Here is a 17,131-nt window from a genome sequence, read left to right as displayed (position 1 = left end):
ACCACAGCCACGATCACGGGCACCCGCACCCCCATGACCACGGTCACGACCACGGGCACCCGCACCCCCACGGTCACGACCACCCCCACACCCTGGAGCACACCCACGGCGGCTTCACCCACACCCACGCCGTCGCCCCCACCCTCCGCGGCACGATCCTGCTCGGCTTCGCCGGCGGCCTCGTGCCCAGCCCGTCCGCCGTCGTCGTGCTCGTCGGTGCCGCCGCGCTGGGGCAGGCCTGGTTCGGGCTGCTGCTCGTCGTGGCGTACGGGGTCGGGCTGGCCCTGACCCTGACCGCGGCCGGATTCGCCGTCGTCAGGCTGGGCAGTGGAGTCACACGGCTGCTGGACAGGCGCCCCCGCCTGGCCACGAGCCCGGTGACCGCCCTGGTGCGCAGGACCGCGCCCCTGATGTCGGCGTTCGTCGTGGTGGCTCTCGGGGCAGGATTGGTGCTCAAGGGGGCGGCATCCGCACTCGGCTGAGCTACTTTTGTACAGAATTCACGTGCAACATCACGCGGAGTGGAGATTTCGCCCGGATGCGAATGGGGGACGCCCGTGTCCGAAGAACCGGGCAGTGAACGAGTGATCGCGGGCCGCTACCGCCTCCTGTCCCCGCTCGGCGAGGGCGGCATGGGAACCGTGTGGCGGGCCCGTGACGAGGTGCTGCACCGCGAGGTCGCCGTCAAGGAGGTGCGCGCACCGCACGGACTGCCCACGCACGAGGTCGAGCGGCTGTACGCCCGCCTGGAACGCGAGGCGTGGGCGGCGGCCCGGGTCGCCAACCGCAACGTGGTGACCGTGTACGACGTGGCCACCGAGGACGGCCGCCCGTGGATCGTCATGGAGCTGGTGCGCGGCATCTCGCTCGCCGAACTCCTGGACGCGGAGGGCCCGCTCAGTCCGCAGCGCACCGCGCACATCGGCGCCGAGGTGCTCTCCGCGCTGCGGGCCGCGCACGAGGCCGGGGTGCTGCACCGGGACGTGAAGCCCGCCAACGTACTGCTGTCGAACGACGGCCGGGTGGTGCTCACCGACTTCGGCATCGCCCAGGTCGAGGGCAGCTCGGCGCTCACCATGACCGGCGAGGTCATCGGCTCCCCCGAGTTCCTCGCCCCGGAGCGGGCGCTCGGCCGCACCCCGGGCCCGGAGTCGGACCTGTGGTCGCTGGGCGTGCTGCTGTACGCCGCCGTCGAGGGCAACTCGCCGTTCCGCCAGAACACTCCGCTGAGCACCCTGCGCGCGATCGTGGACGAGGAGCTGCCGCCGCCGTACCGGGCCGGTCCGCTCGCGCCGGTGATCGAGGGGCTGCTGCGCAAGGACCCGGCGGAGCGGCTGCCGGCCGAGCAGGCCGAGCAGGAGCTGCGGATCATCGGGGCGGGTGGCACGCCCCGGGCGGACGCCGTGCAGGCGGGGCCGTACGCCCCGACCGTCGCGGCGCCCTTCCCGCAGGAGCCGCCGACGGCCCCGTACCGGCCAGCGCCCACGCCCACCTCCACTGCCACGGCCTCCCGGCCACCGGAGCGCGACCGCCGTGCGGCCGTCTTCCTGGTCGCGGGTGTGCTGGCCGTGGCGCTGGCGATCGCGGGGCTGACGTACGCGCTGCTGAACCGTGACAACGGCGACAAGGACGGGGAGACCGCCAAGGACTCCGCTCCGGCGGTGAGTTCGCCCGCGCCGACCAAGGCCGACGAGACGGGTGAGGACTCCCCGTCGCCGAGTCCGAGCAAGAGCACCACGAGCGCGCCCCCGCCGCAGTCGGTGGACGTCTCGCTGTCGGGCTCGCACACCGAGTACACGGGCACGTGCCCGCCGGACAGGTCCGCGGCCCCCACCTTCACGGTCAGGCTGACGGTCGGGCGGCTCCCGGCGACGGTGACCTACCGCTGGGTGTCGGAGAAGGGCTCGGTGAACGGCAGTTGGAAGACGCTCACGTTCCCGGCCGGCGGTGACCGGACGCAGGAGGACCGGCGGTTCGTCACCACGCAGGACGACAGCGGGACGTTCGAGGACACCATCAGCGTGGAGGTTCGCGAGCCCGTCGAGAAGACGTCCGAGTCGGTTCCGTTCTCGCTGACGTGTGTGGCGGAGACCCCGTCCGGTGCCACCGGCGGGGCCTCCTCCTCTGCGTCCCCGTGAGGGGGGTTCAGGCCGCGCTGTTCAGGACCGGGAGGTAGCCGTCGGACTGGCCGGCCGCGGTCGGGTGGTAGGACTCGCCGATGTTGAGCAGGTTGAGGCTGTGCAGCCAGGCACTGCCGGAGCAGAGTTCGTGGCCGGTGAAGGCGGAGCGGACGTCGCCCCACGTGAAGCCGTGGTCCGCGGCCCGCTTGGCGATGGCGTCGTCGAGGTGGTCGGCGGCGTCGTTGATGGCCTTGCGCTTGGTCTCGGAGAGGCCGAGGCAGGTGGTGCCGAGCTTGTAGAAGCGGGGGTAGCCGAGGACGACCACGTGGGCGTTGGGGGCCCTGTCGCTGATCTGTGTGTAGACGGCGTCGAGTTGGCCCGGGAGGGTCGAGTCGACGTACGCCTTCGCGGTGTTGATCCGGGAGAGGCAGGAGCTGTCGGACTGGAGCACACAGGTCGTCATGACGTCGGCGAAGCCGGCGTCGTTGCCTCCGATGCTGATGGAGACGAGGGCGGTGGCGGAGCTGAGCGGGGTGAGCTGGTTCGCCAGAACATCACCCGTACGGGCGCCCGAGCAGGCGGTGAACGCGAACGACGAGGGTGAGTGGGCGGCCGCCCAGAGGTAGGGGTAGGACTTCGTGCTGCGCTTGCAGTCGCCGCTCGACGTGAGGTAGCTGCCGGCGCCGACACCCGAGGAATACGAGTCGCCCAGGGCCACATAGGGGCCCTCGGCGGCGTGGGCGGTGCCTGTCCCGGTGAGGACTGCGGCGAGGGCGAGGAGGAGCGAGCCGACGTACGCGGCAAATCGGGAACGTCTCATGGAACCTCCCTTTAGCAGGATCTCTGCCGTATCCGTCGTAGCAACGACACGTAGCGACGGGAAGTGTCCATGCCAAAATCGGTGCCGGCGCCATCGACCGCGGGGCTGTGCGCTCTTGACGCTCCCCCAGGCGCTGCGCGACATTGAAGCCCGGCATCCGGCGCTTTCTGGGGGGAAACGTCGCCCATGCAGACAACAGACATCCGGAGACCTTCCCGTGCGCCGGGAAGGGACCTGACGCCCTTGCTCGCGGGCGCGGCGAGCGCCGTGGGGGGATGCGGCGCACTGCTCGCGCTCACCGGCTCCGACTCACCGCTGCGCGCTCCGCTCACGCTCTTCTTCCTGCTCGCGGCACCCGCCGCGGGCATCGCCGCCGCCCTGCGCGGCTTCGATCCGTTCGCCCGGGTGCTGGCCTCGCTGGCCGGCTCGGTCGTCCTCAACATGCTGGTGGCTCAGGGCATGCTGGCCACGCACCGCTGGTCGGCACGCGGCGGAGTCACGGCGATGGCCGTGATCAGTGCCCTCATCCTCCTGCTGGTGCTGCTGCGACGGCGCCGCACGGCGAAGGGCCAGGACGCCTGACGTGGACATCAGCGTGTACCGCCCCGGCGAGCTGAGCGCTGCCGACCGGGTGGCGTGGACCGCTCTGCAGTCCAAGGCCCATCTCCTGGGCTCGCCGGGCCTGGCGAACCCCTTCCTGTCCCCCGAGTTCGCACTCGCCGTGGGCCGGTGCAGGCGGGGTGTGCGGATCGCCGTCGTACGGGAAGAGGGCGAGCGCGTGGCGTTCCTGCCCTTCCAGAGGACCGCCACCGGTGTCGGCCGGGCCGTCGGACTCGGCGTCTCGGACGCCCAGGGGATGGTGCACGGGCCCGGATTCACCTGGGACGCACGGGAGTTGCTGCGCGCCTGCGGGCTCGTCGTCTGGGAGTTCGACCATCTGGTGGAGGGACAGGGGCCGTTCGAGGCGGGGGCCTCCGGGCGGTTCCCCTCTCCGGTCATGGACGTCGAGCAGGGCTACGAGACCTATCTGGCCGGGCTGCGGGAGCGCTCGCCGAAGTTCACCCGCACCACCCTCGCCAAGGAGCGCAGACTCACCCGCACCGCGAGCGGGGTGCGCTACGTCCACGACGAGCGCGACCCGGCCGCCCTGCGCGCCCTGATGGCCTGGAAGTCCGCCCAGTACCGCAGGACCGGCCGCAGCGACCGCTTCGCGCACGAGTGGATCGCCCGGCTGGTGGAGCAGCTCTTCCACACCCGCTCGGAGTCGTTCGCCGGGATCCTCTCGGTGCTGTACGCCGACGGGAAGCCGGTCGCCGCCCACTTCGGGCTGCGCACCGAGCGGGTGCTCGCGTGCTGGTTCCCGGCCTACGACCCGGAGTACGCGAAGTACTCGCCGGGCCTGGTCCTGCACCTGCGGATGGCCGAGGCGGCGGCCGCCGACGGCATCGCCCACCTCGATCTGGGCCGGGGGCAGAAGGAGTACAAGGACTCCCTGAAGACACGGGACCTGACCGTGTCGGAGGGGTGGGTGACCCGCCGGCACCCGGTCGCGGTCGGACACCGCGTCCGCCGGGTTCCGGTGCGGGCACTGCGCAACGCCGTGGTGGCACGTCCGGAGCTGTTCGAACCCGCCGACAGGCTGCTGAAGAAACTGGGAAAGATCCGCTCCGGCGCGTCTGTAACGGTCAAACCAACAAAAACGTGAGACCTCGTTCCAGGTCTTGCCATACAGGTTCAAACGTCAATACCGTCATACATCACACCCGCATCGTCCCGTCATCGAGCGGCTCTAGGGGAGGGCTCAAGGACCGCGACGGGGGACGCGGGGCGCGGTAGGGGGGTGCCGTGCTCGGTGACCGCAGGTGACCGAGTCGTGCCGCGCGACCGGCTGTCGTCTCTTCGGACAAGCACAGCACGACGGCGGTCGGCCAGCTTTGCCAGCTCACCCGGCACGTACGGAGATTCCTTCCGGCATGCCGTGAGTGAGAACCCCCCTTTCGAACCGGAGCAACAAGCCGGACCGCCCAGGGGCGGGCGGTCCACCGGACGAGAGGGAACCAGACTCATGAGTTCAGTTCTGCGCCCGGCGACTGCGGGCCAGGATGTGCCGACAGCCAGCCAGTACCGGCCGATCTCCACCCATCTGGCCATCGCGCCACCGGTGAGCGTGGTCATACCCGCCATGAACGAGGCGGAGAACCTTCCGTACGTCTTCAAGACCCTTCCGGACTGGATCCACGAAGTGGTCCTGGTGGACGGCAACTCCACGGACGACACCGTCGCGGTGGCCCGCGAACTGTGGCCCGAGGTCAAGGTCGTGAAGCAGCACGGCAAGGGCAAGGGGGACGCCCTGATCACCGGGTTCGAGGCCTGCACCGGTGACATCGTCGTCATGATCGACGCGGACGGCTCGGCCGACGGCAACGAGATCGTCTCCTACGTCTCCGCCCTCGTCTCGGGCGCGGACTTCGCCAAGGGGTCCCGCTTCGCCAACGGCGGCGGCACCGACGACATGACCTTCATCCGCAAGCTCGGCAACTGGGCGCTGTGCACCATCGTCAACCGCAAGTTCGGCGCCCGCTACACGGACCTCTGCTACGGGTACAACGCCTTCTGGCGGCACTGCCTCGACAAGATCGACCTCGACTGCACGGGCTTCGAGGTGGAGACCCTGATGAACATCCGGGTCGTCAAGGCGGGGCTGAAGGTGCAGGAGATACCGAGCTACGAGTACCTGCGCATCCACGGCGCGAGCAATCTGCGGGCCGTGCGGGACGGGTTCCGGGTGCTCAAGGTGATCCTCGGGGAGCGGTCCAACCGGCGTGCGCTGCGCCGCCGCGCCCATCACTCGCCGATGCTCGACTCGGTCCGGGGAGAGGTGTCTTGAGCGGTCCCGACGTCTCCGTCGTGATCTGCGTGTACACCGAGGACCGCTGGGAGGACATCCTCGCGGCGGTCGCCTCGGTGCGGACGCAGTCGTACCCGGCCCTGGAGACGCTGCTGGTCGTCGACCACAACGCGGCGCTCCGGGACCGGCTGGCCAAGGAGTACAAGGAGGCCGAGGAGGTCCGGGTGCTCGCCAACGCGGGCCCCCGCGGCCTGTCCGCGGGCCGCAACACGGGGATCTCCGCCTCGCGGGGCGAGGTGATCGCCTTCCTGGACGACGACGCCGTCGCCGAGCGCGACTGGCTGCGGCACTTCGCGGCCGCCTACGCCGACCCGCGGGTCATGGCGGTCGGCGGCCGTACGGTGCCGATCTGGGCGTCGGGGCGCAGGCCGCCCTGGTTCCCGGAGGAGTTCGACTGGGTGGTGGGCTGCACCTACAAGGGCATCCCGGCCGGCCTGGTCCGGGTCCGCAACGTCCTCGGCGGCAACGCCTCCTTCCGCCGCAGCGCCTTCGACGCGGCGGGCGGCTTCGCCACCGGCATCGGGCGGGACGGCGACAAGCGCCCGCTGGGCTGCGAGGAGACGGAGCTGTGCATCCGGCTGAGCCGGGCCGCCCCGGACGCGGTCCTGCTGATCGACGACCGTGCGGTGATCCACCACCGGGTGCCCGAGGCGCGCGAGCACTTCGGGTACTTCCGCGCACGCGCCTACGCGGAGGGCCTGTCCAAGGCCCTGGTGGCCCGAAGTGTGGGCGCCGACAAGGGACTCGAGTCCGAGCGCCGGTACGCCACCCGGGTGCTGCCGGCCGGGGTGGTGCGCGGGCTGCGGGACGCGGCACTGGCCCGGCCGGGCGGGGCGGGCCGGGCGGGCGCGATCGTCGCCGGGGTGCTCACGGCGGCCGGCGGGTACGTGGTCGGCTCCGTCCGGGCGCGGCGCGGCGCGGCCACGTTCTCGGTCGTGGACGTAGAGGGGGACAGAGATGGCTGAGCCGCCCGTACCCATCCTCATGTACCACTCGGTCGCCACCGACCCGAACGACGCCACCCGCGTGCTGTCGGTGTCCCCGGAGGCCTTCGCCCGGCAGATGGAGCTGGTCGCCGAGTCGGGGCTGACGCCGATCAGGACGGCGGATCTCGCGGCCCGCTGGCGCACCGGCCGACCGCTGCCCGCGCGGCCCGTGCTGATCACCTTCGACGACGGCTACGAGGGCGTCCACCGGCACGCCCTGCCCGTGCTCGCCAAGCACGGCTTCCCGGCCACGGTGTTCGTCACCACCGGCTGGCTCCGTGGGCCGTACGACACCGGCGGCGGCCTGGACACCATGCTGGACTGGGACCAGGTCCGCGAACTCGCCGCGGCGGACGTCGAGATCGGCGGCCACACCCACACGCACCCGCAGCTCGACCAGCTCGACGACACCGCGCTGCGCCACGAGCTGATCCACTCCAGGGAGATCGTCACCGACGAGCTCGGCACCGCGCCGGCCTCGCTCGCCTACCCGTACGGCTACTCCAGCCGCCGGGTGCGCGAGGCGGTCCGCGAGACCGGGTACGGCCAGGCGCTCGCCGTGAACAACGGCCTCGCGCGGCGCCGCCAGGGGCCGTACGCGCTGACCCGGCTGACCGTGCGCCGGGCCACCACGGCCGAGGAGTTCGAGCGGCTCGTCCGGGGCCGGGCGATCGCCCGGAGCTTCGCCAGGGACCGTGCCCTCACCAAGGGGTACGCGTTGGTCCGAAGAGCACGACAGGTCCGCCGGAAGGTCTCCCGTTCCCGTGTCTGACACGACGACCACGACCGAGCCCGAGTCGACCGCGGCCAAGGCGCCCGAGCAGTCGGGGCGCCGTCTTCGGCTGCCCGGCCTCGGCAGGGGCGGGGGCGGGGGCGGCAGCCAGCTCTTCCGCAACGCCTACGCGCTGATGCTCAACACCGGCATCTCCGCGGTGCTGGGCCTCGGCTTCTGGCTGGCGGCGGCCCGCTACTACTCCGAGTCGGCGGTCGGCCAGGGCTCCGCCGCGATCGCCGCGATGAAACTCCTCGCGGGACTGACCGCGGTGACCCTGACCGGGGCGCTGGCCCGCTTCATACCGGTCGCGGGCCGGGCCACCGGACGCCTCATCGCCCGTACGTACGCGGGCAGTTCGGTAGTCGTGGCGATCGCCGCGGTGGTCTTCCTGCTCACCCTGGACGTGTGGGGGCCGTCGTACCGGTTCCTGCACGGGCCGGTGAACGGCCTGGGCTTCATCGCCGCCGTCGTCGCCTGGAACGTACTCACCCTCCAGGACGGCGTGCTGACCGGGCTGCGCAGCGCGCTGTGGGTGCCGGTCGGCAACACCGTGTTCTCCGCGGTCAAGCTGGGGCTCCTGGTCGCGTTCGCGGTGGCGATCCCGACGGCGGGTGTCTTCGTGTCGTGGGTCGCGGCGATCGCCGTGTCCGTGCTGCCGCTGGGCTGGCTGGTGTTCCGGCGCCTGGCGCCGCGCCATGTGAAGGCGACCGAGGACCACGCCGAGCCGCCCTCCCTGAGGGAGATCGGGCGTTTCCTCGCGGGCGACTACACCGGCTCGCTGTTCTCGCTCGCCGTGGTCTACCTGGTGCCGGTGATCGTGGCCTCCCAGGTCAGCTCCCAGGACAACGCGTACTTCTACATCACCACGACGATCGGCGGCACCTGCAACCTGCTCGCCATCAACATGGGCGCATCGCTGACCGTCGAGGGCTCGCACGACCCGGGCCGGCTGGCCGCCAACACCCGTGCCGCGCTGAAGCGGATGGCGCGGATCATGCTGCCGGTGGCCGGGATCCTGTTCTTCGGGGCGCCCTGGATCCTCGGCGTGTTCGGGGCGGGCTACGCGGACGCGGCCACCCCGCTGCTGCGCTGGTTCGCCGTCGGCGCGGTGCTCCGGGTCGTCATGGAGACGTACTTCGCGGTGCTGCGCGCACAGAGCCGGACCTCCGGACTCGCCTGGTTGCAGGGCCTGTTGTGTGCCATGGTGCTCGGTCTGACCCTGCTGCTCCTGCCCCGCATGGGGCTCACCGGGGCGGGCGTCGCCGAGATCTCCTCGCTCGCGGTGATCGTCGCGATCGCCGCGCCCCGGCTGTACCGGACGGTCCGGCACGCCCCGGCCGCCGAGGTGCCCGCGGCCGCCGCTCCCGACGGCGACCTCGCCGACCTCGGGGCGCGCGAGGCACCGGCCGCCGGACGCACCCGGCGCCCCGGCTGGGCGCTCGACCAGGACACCCTCGCGCTGGGCATCCACGTCGACTTCGACCACCTGGAACGCCGTCCCGACGTACGCCCGGGACCCGGCACCCCGCCCACCGGCACGCCCGTGACCGGCGTGACGCGCGACCGGCCGACGTGGGCGCTGCGGAAGCCGCCCGACCTGGGACTTCCGGTGGAACAGCGCGAGCCCGGCTCCGAGTCGTCCCTGGGCCCGTCCGAGCCGGAGGTGGACGCCCCGTTCGAGGTGGCCTTCGACGCGGGCAAGGAGATCGCCGTACGGGAGGAGCCCGTCGCAGCGGAGGAGCCGGTGGTACCCGAGGAGGCTCCGCGGCCCGTGGAGCCGCCGCGGCCCCTGTCTCCGCGGGAGCGGCTCCAGCCCACCTGGCTCGGGACGTTCCTGGGCGGTCTGCTGGCCGTGGCGCTGTTCCTGTACTGGGTGCCGGTACTGGGCCTGGGCGAGGCCGACCTGGACCGGATGGGCGGGCTCGGGCTGATCTCGGTCCTGCCGCTGCCGACCCTGGCCGGCGCGGCGCTGCTGGTCGTGGTGTTCGCCTCGCTGCTGTGGCTGGGCCGCGAGCACAAGGCGCTGCTGCTGCTCACGCTGGTGGCGACGGTGGTCTCGCTGCACGCGCTGCCCGCGGTGATCGAGGCCGAACCGCGGTTCGCGACGGCCTGGCAGCACCTCGGGTTCATCGACTACATCGACCGGACCGGCTCCGCGGTGCCCGACCTGGACGCCCGCTGGAGCTGGCCGGGCTTCTTCGCGGCGGCCGCGTTCGTGGCGCAGGCGTGCGGGGTCACGGACTTCACCGAGGTCATCCGCTGGTGGCCGACCGCAATCCAACTCGCCTATCTGGTGCCGATGTTCCTCCTCGTCCGGCACATGCGGGCGAGCTGGCGGGCCAAGTGGACCGGCATCTGGATCTTCGTGCTGAGCGGCTGGGTCGGTCAGGACTACTTCTCCCCGCAGGGCTTCACCTATCTGCTGTACCTGGTGTTCGTGGCGGTGCTGCTCGTCTGGTTCCGCGCCCCGCGCGTGATCTGGACGAAGCGGCGCCCCGGCGAGGCGGAGGTCGAACCCACGAACCGCCGCCAACGGGCCGTGCTCCTCGCGGTGTTGATCGGCCTGTTCGCGGCGAGCGTGCCCGCCCACCAGCTCACCCCGTTCGTGATGCTCGGCGTGCTGGCGGCGCTCGTGCTGATCGGCCGCAGCGAACTGCGGGGCCTGCCCGTCCTGTTCGCGGTCATGGTGACCGCCTGGATCGGCTGGATGGCGGAGCCGTACTGGTCGGGTCACTTCGACGACCTGTTCGGCGGGGTCGGCGGCGTCGGCGGCAATGTCTCCTCGTCGGTCTCCGGCCGTATCGAGGGCGGCAGTTCGACCCACAAGCTGGTCCTGTACGTGCGCGTGCTGCTGGCCGGCGGGGTCATGGCGCTCGCGTGCTACGGCTGGTGGCGGCGGCGTGAGCACAGGTACCGGGAAGCGGCGCTGCTCGTCCTCACCTTCGTGCCGTTCCTCGGCTTCGGCATGCAGTCGTACGGCGGCGAGATGGCCCTGCGGGTCTTCATGTTCGCCCTGCCGGGTGCCGGTCTGCTCGCCGCGCTGGCGCTGTTCCCGCGCACCGGCGTCACCGCGAAGGAGCGCGAGAAGGACAGGGTGAGCCTCGCCCCGGTGGCGGCGCTGATGGCGGGTCTGCTGCTCGTCGGCGGCTTCCTGGTGGCCCGTTGGGGCAACGAGCCGTTCGAGCGGATCCAGCCCGGCGAGGTCGCCGCCATGAACTACGTCTACGCCCACGACGATCCGTCCGTCCGGGTGCTGTGGCTGTCCGACGACACGGTGAACAACGTGACCCCGGCGATGCCGTGGGGCGCGAAGGACATGGAGAAGGTCTCGTACCTGCCGACCCTGGCGCCGACCGACCCGGTGCTGGTGTCGGGCCTGGTCAAGGCGCTCAGGGACGCGGGCCCGAACTCGTACCTGATGGTCAACGTCAGCCAGGTCACGTATCTGCGCCTCGACGTGGGCTATTCGCGGACGTGGGAGCCGCGGCTGCTCGACAACCTCGACAGCCGCAAGGAGCTCAAGCGGGTCCTCACCAACGACGACGTGACGATGTACGCCCTGCGCGACCAGCCCGCCGGGAAGGTCCCGAAGGCCGATCCGGGGCCGATCGGACCTCAGGTGACCTGGACGCCCTGGTCGGTGGTGGGGGCGCTGGCCGCGCTGGCGCTCATCCTGCTGCTGTCGGCCCGTGAGGTGGTGCGGGTCGCCGTGCGGCCGGGGGTACGGCAGCTGCGGTGGCTGCAGAGCAGCTTCTGGTTCGCGCTGCCGCTCCTCGCGGTGTTCCTGGCGGCCCTGGTGCAGCGGTTCCTGACCATGAAGTGAGGCCCCCCGGAGGTCAAGTGGCTCGGCGGGTGAGCCACTTGACCTCGTAGGCCTGCATGTCGAACCGCTTCCCGTCGACCTTCGCGCTGATCTTCCGGTCCAGGGTGTTGACCACCAGGACCGTGCTGTCGGTGGCGAGGACGCGGACGTTGGGCACGTCGTCGGGGGCGACGGGGACGGTCGAGTAGGCGGTTCCCGGCGGGAACGCCCTGCCGAAGCGGCTGAGGAGGTCGTACATCGGCAGCGGTTGCCCGCCGTCCTTGCCGCTCGTCGGCGTCCAGAGGCAGCCCGCGCAGTCCGTGCCCTTCTCGTTCTCCGGGTTCCAGTAGAAGGCGGACGTGGTGCCGCCCCTGGCCAGCGCGATCATTCCGGCGGCCTGCACGGCGACCCGGCGGTTCTCGGACCAGCCCTCGCGTTCGTCCCGGCTGTCGGCGGGTTCGACGTAGTACTCGGCCCACCACAGCGGCAGGTTCCCGGTCCGCTGCCGCACCCACCGGCTCACCGCCGTGAACTTGTCGGTGGCCGCGAACTCGTCCGGCAGCAACTCGTCGTCGTTGGTGTAGCTGGAGCCGTCCACGACCACGAAGTCGGCGCCGGCCTTGTTCCTGTTCCAGTAGTCGAAGGCGTCGAGGATGCGCTGGTCCATCGCGCCCCAGGGGCCCTTGAAGGTCGCGGAGGCGTCCGCCGAGCGCGGGTCGACGCTGTCCATCACGAGATAGGGACCGCCCACCATGATCTCGGGGTCGACCTTCTTCAGCGCCTGGTAGACCAGGTTGTAGAGCCGGGTGTACCCCTCGTAGTCCCAGCGGGCCTGCGCGTCGTTCCAGAAGCCCTTGAACTCGTTCCAGACGATGAAGTGGCGCACGTCCGGGTAGCGCTTGGCGACGGTCGCGGCGAGGGCGGCGTAGTCCTCGAAGTGCGCGGGATCCGGCGCGGTCTCCAGCGCGGCCTTGCTCCAGTCGGTGTTGCCGACGCCCGCCTCGCCGCCCTTCATCCAGTCCGGCGCACAGCACAGGGTGATGGTCGGGGTGGACCCGGAGGCGCGGATGAAGTCGACGCGCCGGTCCAGGTCCTCGAAGTCGTAACGCCCCTTCACCGGCTCGGGGTTGTCGGCGCCCCAGCCCATGATGTGCTGGTTCTGCGGGAGTCCGCCCGCGTCCTCGATCCGTTGCCGGACCCGGTCGGTGGCCGCTGCGCTGCCCTCGTCGGCGCTGAACTGGGTGTGCGTGAAGCCCCAGCCGACGTCCGGGGTGTCCGCGTCCGGCGTGGTCGTCGGAGTGCCGTGGACCCTGTCGCCGTTGCGGGAGGTGCCGTCGGTGCCCGCGCCGCTGCCCGGAAGCGTGTTCAGAAGGGTCACGACCAGCGCCAGAGCCGCCGCGCCCACACCGAGCAGAGCGGTGAGCCGCCACCGCCGTGCCCCCGAGTTCCACTCATGACGTCCCATCGAGGGCAACGGTATCCGCGAACACACCTGTGCGGGCAGATGCCGGAGATGCACAGCTCTGTAACAGGATGTACGGGACAGAGCGGAAGCACGGGGACACGCCCGACACACCTGGCGCACCACGGAAACCGGATGCGTGGGGGGTACTCGTGCCGGATCATGGGCGGCATGTCTGCGAACCCACACGACGCTCTGCCGATCCGGCTCAACGTCGACGACAGCGACTCGCCGTCCGACGTCGTCGACGCGCTGTTCCTCGGCCGCTTCGCGACGGGCGAGCAGCCGTACTCGCACGCGGCCAACATCGACCGGGTCCGCTCCGGGGCCACGCTGCTGCCGCCGGACGCCCGGGTGCTGCGCGTCGCCCGCGACGACGACCGCAGCGCGACCCTCGCCGAGGGCGACGGCTGGACCCTGCTGATCTCCCGCTGGAACCGCGGCGCCGACGTCACCGTCACGGCGACCGACGCCGACCTGGCCAAGAAGGTCCTCGACCAGGCCACCGACGGGGCGGCGGACGAGCCCGAACCCCAGCCGGAGAACGTGACGATGGGCTTCTGGTACGTCTCCCCCAGGCGCGGCCCGCACCGCACCACCCGGCAGATCTCCGCCGGCACCTGGGAGGAGGTGCGGGAGAACTACACGGCACCGGTCGCCGACGCGATGGACCGCCTGATGAAGACGACCCCGCAGGACATCGCGGGCCGGCTGCTCCTGCTCCACGGGCCGCCGGGCACCGGGAAGACCTCCGCCCTGCGCACGCTGGCCCGCTCCTGGCGGGACTGGTGCCAGGTGGACTGCGTGCTGGACCCGGAGCGGCTGTTCAGCGACGTCGGCTATCTGATGGACATCGCGATCGGCGAGGAGGACTCCACGGGCAAGGGCCGCTGGCGGCTGCTGCTCCTGGAGGACTGCGACGAGCTGATCCGCGGCGAGGCGAAGCACACGGCGGGCCAGGCCCTGTCGCGGCTGCTGAACCTGACCGACGGCCTGCTCGGCCAGGGACGCAACGTCCTGGTCGGCGTCACCACCAACGAGGACCTGGAGCGCCTGCACCCCGCCGTGGTCCGCCCCGGGCGCTGCCTGGCCCGGATCGAGGTGGGTCCGCTGACCCGCCGGGAGGCGGTGGGCTGGCTCGGCACCGAGGAGGGCGTGGGCCGGGAGGGGGCCACCCTGGCGGAGCTGTACGCGCTGCGCCGGGGGACGTCGCCGACGGCGGTGCCGGAGCCGCGGCCCGGGGCGGACGCGGGGCTGTACCTGTAGTGCTTTGATGGGGGTATGGCGCTGTTCGTCGGCACGTCGGGATGGCAGTACAAGGACTGGCGGGGCGTCCTGTACCCCGAGGGTGTGCCCCTGCGGCTCTGGCTGGAGGAGTACACGGCGCACTTCCCGACGGTCGAGATCAACAACGCGTTCTACCGGCTGCCGTCCCGGGAGACCTTCGAGGCGTGGCGGCAGCGGGTGCCGGCGGACTTCGTGGTGGCAGTGAAGGCGAGCCGGTACCTGACCCACATCAAGCGGCTGAAGGACCCGGAGGAACCGGTGCACCGCCTGATGAGCCACGCGGAGGGGCTGGGCGACCGGCTGGGCCCGGTGCTGCTGCAACTGCCCCCGACCCTGCGCGCCGACCCGGACCTGCTGGACGCCTGCCTTGCCTGTTTCCCCGCCTCGGTCCGGGTCGCGGTCGAACCCCGGCACGTGTCCTGGTGGACGCCGGAGACCCGCAAGGTGCTGGAGACCCGCGGCGCGGCCCTGTGCTGGGCCGACGTCCGGGGCCGTCCGGTGACCCCGCTGTGGCGCACCGCCGACTGGGGGTACGTCCGCTTCCACGAGGGCCGGGCCCGGGCGTGGCCGCGCTACGGCAGGCAGTCCCTGAAGACCTGGGCGGACCGCGTCGCCCAGACCTTCTCCGGCGACGAGGACGTGTACGCGTACTTCAACAACGACCCGAACGGCGCGGCGGTCCACGACGCACCGGTGTTCGAAGCGTTGCTCCGCCGCAACGGCGCTCAGCCACGACGACGCATCACGGCGGTGCCCGACCCTGCTCAGCTCTCCCGGTAAGCCGCCCGCAGGGCATCCTGTACGGCCGCCAGGGCCTCGGCCTCGGTCAGCCCCAGCCGCCGCACGCGCTCGGCGTAGGTCTGAGCGGCCGACGCCGCCTCCCGCTCGGCGGCCGAGCCGGCGGCGGCCACGAACGTGCCGTTGCGCCCCCGCGTCTCGATCACCCCGTCGCTCTCCAGCGCCCGGTACGCCTTGGCGACGGTGTTCGCGGCGAGCCCGAGCGACTCGGCGAGCCCCCGCACGGTCGGCAGCCGGTACCCCACCGGCAGCACCCCCGCCCGCGCCTGCTCGGAGATCTGCACCCGCACCTGCTCGTACGGCGGCGCGCTGTCGTCGATGTGGATCTTCAAGGTCACGAGCCGATTGTCCCGCACCCGCCGGAAAATGAGAGGCATCCGGGCGGGCCTCCCCCGTAACGTGCGCCTTCATGACCGTGATCGTGCGCGACCTGCGCCCCCAGGACCCGGCCGACGTCGAGAGCTTCGCCCACGTCCGTCATCTGGCCCTCCCGTACGTGCTGTGGACCCCGGCCGGCGTGCTGCACCGCCTGGTCCACACCCATCCGGACGCGCACTACGCCTCCTTGGTGGCCGAGGAGGACGGCGAGGTGATCGGCACGGCCCAGGTCGGCATCGCCCACGACAGCCCGGAACCGGGCCAGGGCTATCTGAACATCTACGTACGCCCCGACCGCACCCGGCGCGGCGCCGGCGCCCTCCTCGTCCGCACCGCCGAGGAGCACCTGGCGGCGCACGGGGCGACCAGGCTGTTCTCCTGGGTCCTGGACGAGCCGCAGAACCGTGAGTTCGCCGAGCGGCACGGCTACCGGCCCAGCCGCTCGGCGCACTTTTTGCGCCTGGACCTGGCGAACGGCACGCTGCCCCCGCTCCAGCCCCTCCCCCCGGACGTGGAGGTGCGCACCGCCGCCGACTTCGGGGACGACCCACGGTTCTTCTTCGAGCTGGACGCGGAGACCTCGGGCGACGAGCCGAGCGACGTGGACACCGAGTTCACGGACTACGAGGCGTGGATCGAGGAGAACTGGAAGCACCCCCTCCTCGACCGTGCCCTGACCACGATCGCCCTCGTCGACGGCCGCCCGGCCGCCTTCAGCGCCGCCCACACCGACGGCGCCGGCCGCTACGCCACCGCCATGACCGGCACCGCCCGCGCCTTCCGCGGGCGCGGCCTCGCCAAGCTCGCCAAGAACCACTCCTTGCACCGCGCCCGCGCCGCCGGCTGCACGGAGGCCCTGACCGGCAACGACGCCGGCAACGAACCCATGCTCGCGATCAACAAGTGGTTCGGATACGAGATCTGCGCCACGGAGGTACGTCATGTCCGCGAACTCACCTGAGTCCCCGCAGCGGGTGGACGTCGTCCTGCTCAAGGGGGGCCGCACGAAGATCCGTTACGCGGCGGACCTGCTCACCGACGACGGCACCCGGGTCACGGTCCGCGCTCCCTGGGCCGGAGAAGGAGTCCGCGACTTCGGCTTCGTCCGCTTCGAGCCGGGCGACGTGTTCACCGAGCACTACTGGCGGGACCGCTGGTACTCCGTGAAGGAGGTCCGCACGGCCGACGGCACCCTGAAGGGCTGGTACTGCGACATCACCCGCCCGGCGGCCCTGAACGGCGCCGAGCTGGTCGTGGAGGACCTGGACCTCGACCTGTGGGTGTCGGCGGACGGCAAGGACGTACTCCGCCTGGACGAGGACGAGTTCGAGGAGAGCGGCCTGGCGGAGCGGGACCCGGAGGCGGCGTCAGCGGCATGGGCGGCTCTGAACGAACTGGAGCGGTTGACCCGCCTCAGGGGCGCGGGGAACTGCGCGACCGGCCCCGACGAGCTCGCGGCCGACACTCAACGCTGTTTCCCACCCCTCTAGTCGCCCCGCACCACCACCGCATACCGCTCGTCGTCCACGTCCTTGCCCCACAACAGGGAGTCCTGAGACAGCCGCTCCACCCGCACGAGCCCACCGAGCGGCCGCACCAACCCGGACACCACCTCGGCCGATATCCCCGCGGCGGCCCACACCCCCTCCACCAGCACCAGCCGCCCGCCCGGCCGCAACAGCCCCCACCACCGCCGCAGCACCCGCCCGAGCTCCGGCAGCGCCCACAGCACATGCCGCACGAGCACGACGTCGAACCGCTGCTCCCCCACCGGAGAATGCGCGCCCTCACCGAC

At 71.7% G+C, this 17,131-nt stretch carries 15 protein-coding genes and 1 pseudogene; 12 read left to right on the top strand and 4 right to left on the bottom strand.

All coding sequences use genetic code 11. The features are described 5' to 3' along the window. Positions 1–482, top strand: a pseudogene (locus AOJ26_RS23305) (nickel transporter); the annotation flags it as partial. 75 nt (positions 483–557) lie between these two features. Then, on the top strand, positions 558–2,138 hold the full coding sequence (locus tag AOJ26_RS23300) for a serine/threonine-protein kinase (protein WP_053850292.1): 1,581 nt from the start codon (positions 558–560) through the stop codon (positions 2,136–2,138). Positions 2,139–2,145: 7 nt separating this feature from the next. On the opposite strand, the gene AOJ26_RS23295 is transcribed toward AOJ26_RS23300, so the two are convergent. After that, a complete protein-coding gene (locus AOJ26_RS23295) occupies positions 2,146–2,940 on the bottom strand; it encodes an SGNH/GDSL hydrolase family protein (protein WP_053850291.1) in 795 nt (264 codons plus the stop codon). Positions 2,941–3,183: 243 nt separating this feature from the next. Between AOJ26_RS23295 and AOJ26_RS23290 the strand changes: the two genes are divergently transcribed. The 6 genes from AOJ26_RS23290 (at position 3,184) to AOJ26_RS23265 (ending at position 11,432) form a co-directional block, all read left to right on the top strand. Beyond that, a complete protein-coding gene (locus tag AOJ26_RS23290) occupies positions 3,184–3,522 on the top strand; it encodes a hypothetical protein (RefSeq protein ID WP_324613997.1) in 339 nt (112 codons plus the stop codon). A 1-nt stretch (position 3,523) separates the two neighbouring features. Further along, positions 3,524–4,645 carry a GNAT family N-acetyltransferase gene (locus tag AOJ26_RS23285; protein WP_053850289.1) on the top strand — a complete coding sequence of 374 codons (1,122 nt, stop codon included), beginning with the start codon at positions 3,524–3,526 and terminating at the stop codon, positions 4,643–4,645. A gap of 360 nt (positions 4,646–5,005) precedes the next feature. Then, a complete protein-coding gene (locus AOJ26_RS23280; protein WP_053850288.1) occupies positions 5,006–5,827 on the top strand; it encodes a glycosyltransferase family 2 protein in 822 nt (273 codons plus the stop codon). Next, positions 5,824–6,813, top strand: coding sequence for a glycosyltransferase (locus AOJ26_RS23275; RefSeq protein WP_053850287.1), 990 nt, complete (start codon positions 5,824–5,826; stop codon positions 6,811–6,813). Before AOJ26_RS23280 ends, AOJ26_RS23275 begins: the two co-directional genes overlap by 4 nt. After that, positions 6,806–7,606: a polysaccharide deacetylase family protein gene (locus tag AOJ26_RS23270; RefSeq protein WP_053850286.1), complete on the top strand. Its 801-nt coding sequence runs from the start codon at positions 6,806–6,808 to the stop codon at positions 7,604–7,606. Before AOJ26_RS23275 ends, AOJ26_RS23270 begins: the two co-directional genes overlap by 8 nt. After that, positions 7,599–11,432, top strand: a complete 3,834-nt coding sequence (locus AOJ26_RS23265; protein ID WP_053850285.1) for a lipopolysaccharide biosynthesis protein — start codon at positions 7,599–7,601, stop codon at positions 11,430–11,432. Before AOJ26_RS23270 ends, AOJ26_RS23265 begins: the two co-directional genes overlap by 8 nt. Before the next feature lie 13 nt (positions 11,433–11,445). Here AOJ26_RS23265 and AOJ26_RS23260 read toward each other — a convergent pair whose 3' ends face one another. Next, positions 11,446–12,876: a GH39 family glycosyl hydrolase gene (locus AOJ26_RS23260; protein ID WP_053850284.1), complete on the bottom strand. Its 1,431-nt coding sequence runs from the start codon at positions 12,874–12,876 to the stop codon at positions 11,446–11,448. A 168-nt stretch (positions 12,877–13,044) separates the two neighbouring features. Here AOJ26_RS23260 and AOJ26_RS23255 point away from each other — a divergent pair, with 168 nt between their 5' ends. Further along, positions 13,045–14,139, top strand: coding sequence for a DUF5925 domain-containing protein (locus AOJ26_RS23255; RefSeq protein WP_053850293.1), 1,095 nt, complete (start codon positions 13,045–13,047; stop codon positions 14,137–14,139). 15 nt (positions 14,140–14,154) lie between these two features. Next, positions 14,155–14,940, top strand: a complete 786-nt coding sequence (locus AOJ26_RS23250; protein WP_053850283.1) for a DUF72 domain-containing protein — start codon at positions 14,155–14,157, stop codon at positions 14,938–14,940. Here AOJ26_RS23250 and AOJ26_RS23245 read toward each other — a convergent pair. Then, complete coding sequence (locus tag AOJ26_RS23245) at positions 14,925–15,296, bottom strand: GntR family transcriptional regulator (RefSeq protein ID WP_179200187.1); 372 nt, start codon at positions 15,294–15,296, stop codon at positions 14,925–14,927. The genes AOJ26_RS23250 and AOJ26_RS23245 overlap by 16 nt on opposite strands. Positions 15,297–15,367: 71 nt before the next feature. Here AOJ26_RS23245 and AOJ26_RS23240 point away from each other — a divergent pair, with 71 nt between their 5' ends. Both AOJ26_RS23240 and AOJ26_RS23235 read left to right on the top strand, forming a co-directional pair. After that, a complete protein-coding gene (locus tag AOJ26_RS23240; RefSeq protein ID WP_053850281.1) occupies positions 15,368–16,297 on the top strand; it encodes a GNAT family N-acetyltransferase in 930 nt (309 codons plus the stop codon). Further along, positions 16,278–16,826 carry a DUF402 domain-containing protein gene (locus AOJ26_RS23235; protein ID WP_053850280.1) on the top strand — a complete coding sequence of 183 codons (549 nt, stop codon included), beginning with the start codon at positions 16,278–16,280 and terminating at the stop codon, positions 16,824–16,826. The genes AOJ26_RS23240 and AOJ26_RS23235 overlap by 20 nt, the downstream gene beginning before the upstream one ends. Here AOJ26_RS23235 and AOJ26_RS23230 read toward each other — a convergent pair. Beyond that, the coding region (locus AOJ26_RS23230) for a class I SAM-dependent methyltransferase (protein WP_159044374.1) at positions 16,823–17,131 on the bottom strand (309 nt) is incomplete at its 5' end. The genes AOJ26_RS23235 and AOJ26_RS23230 overlap by 4 nt on opposite strands.

Origin of the sequence: Streptomyces sp. NRRL B-24085 (genome assembly GCF_001282115.1) — a bacterium.
In the GTDB taxonomy this organism is placed as follows: Bacteria; Actinomycetota; Actinomycetes; order Streptomycetales; family Streptomycetaceae; genus Streptomyces.
The sequence above is the reverse complement of the archived record's forward strand: the minus strand, read 5'-3'. Positions and strand labels throughout refer to the sequence as shown.

Bases quoted from the DNA above. Each gene is read 5' to 3' on its own strand.
- AOJ26_RS23250 (WP_053850283.1), top strand. From the start codon at position 14,155: ATGGCGCTGTTCGTCGGCACGTCGGGATGGCAGTACAAGGACTGGCGG.
- AOJ26_RS23260 (WP_053850284.1), bottom strand. From the start codon at position 12,876: ATGGGACGTCATGAGTGGAACTCGGGGGCACGGCGGTGGCGGCTCACC.
- AOJ26_RS23240 (WP_053850281.1), top strand. From the start codon at position 15,368: ATGACCGTGATCGTGCGCGACCTGCGCCCCCAGGACCCGGCCGACGTC.
- AOJ26_RS23295 (WP_053850291.1), bottom strand. From the start codon at position 2,940: ATGAGACGTTCCCGATTTGCCGCGTACGTCGGCTCGCTCCTCCTCGCC.
- AOJ26_RS23280 (WP_053850288.1), top strand. From the start codon at position 5,006: ATGAGTTCAGTTCTGCGCCCGGCGACTGCGGGCCAGGATGTGCCGACA.
- AOJ26_RS23270 (WP_053850286.1), top strand. From the start codon at position 6,806: ATGGCTGAGCCGCCCGTACCCATCCTCATGTACCACTCGGTCGCCACC.
- AOJ26_RS23255 (WP_053850293.1), top strand. From the start codon at position 13,045: ATGTCTGCGAACCCACACGACGCTCTGCCGATCCGGCTCAACGTCGAC.
- AOJ26_RS23235 (WP_053850280.1), top strand. From the start codon at position 16,278: ATGTCCGCGAACTCACCTGAGTCCCCGCAGCGGGTGGACGTCGTCCTG.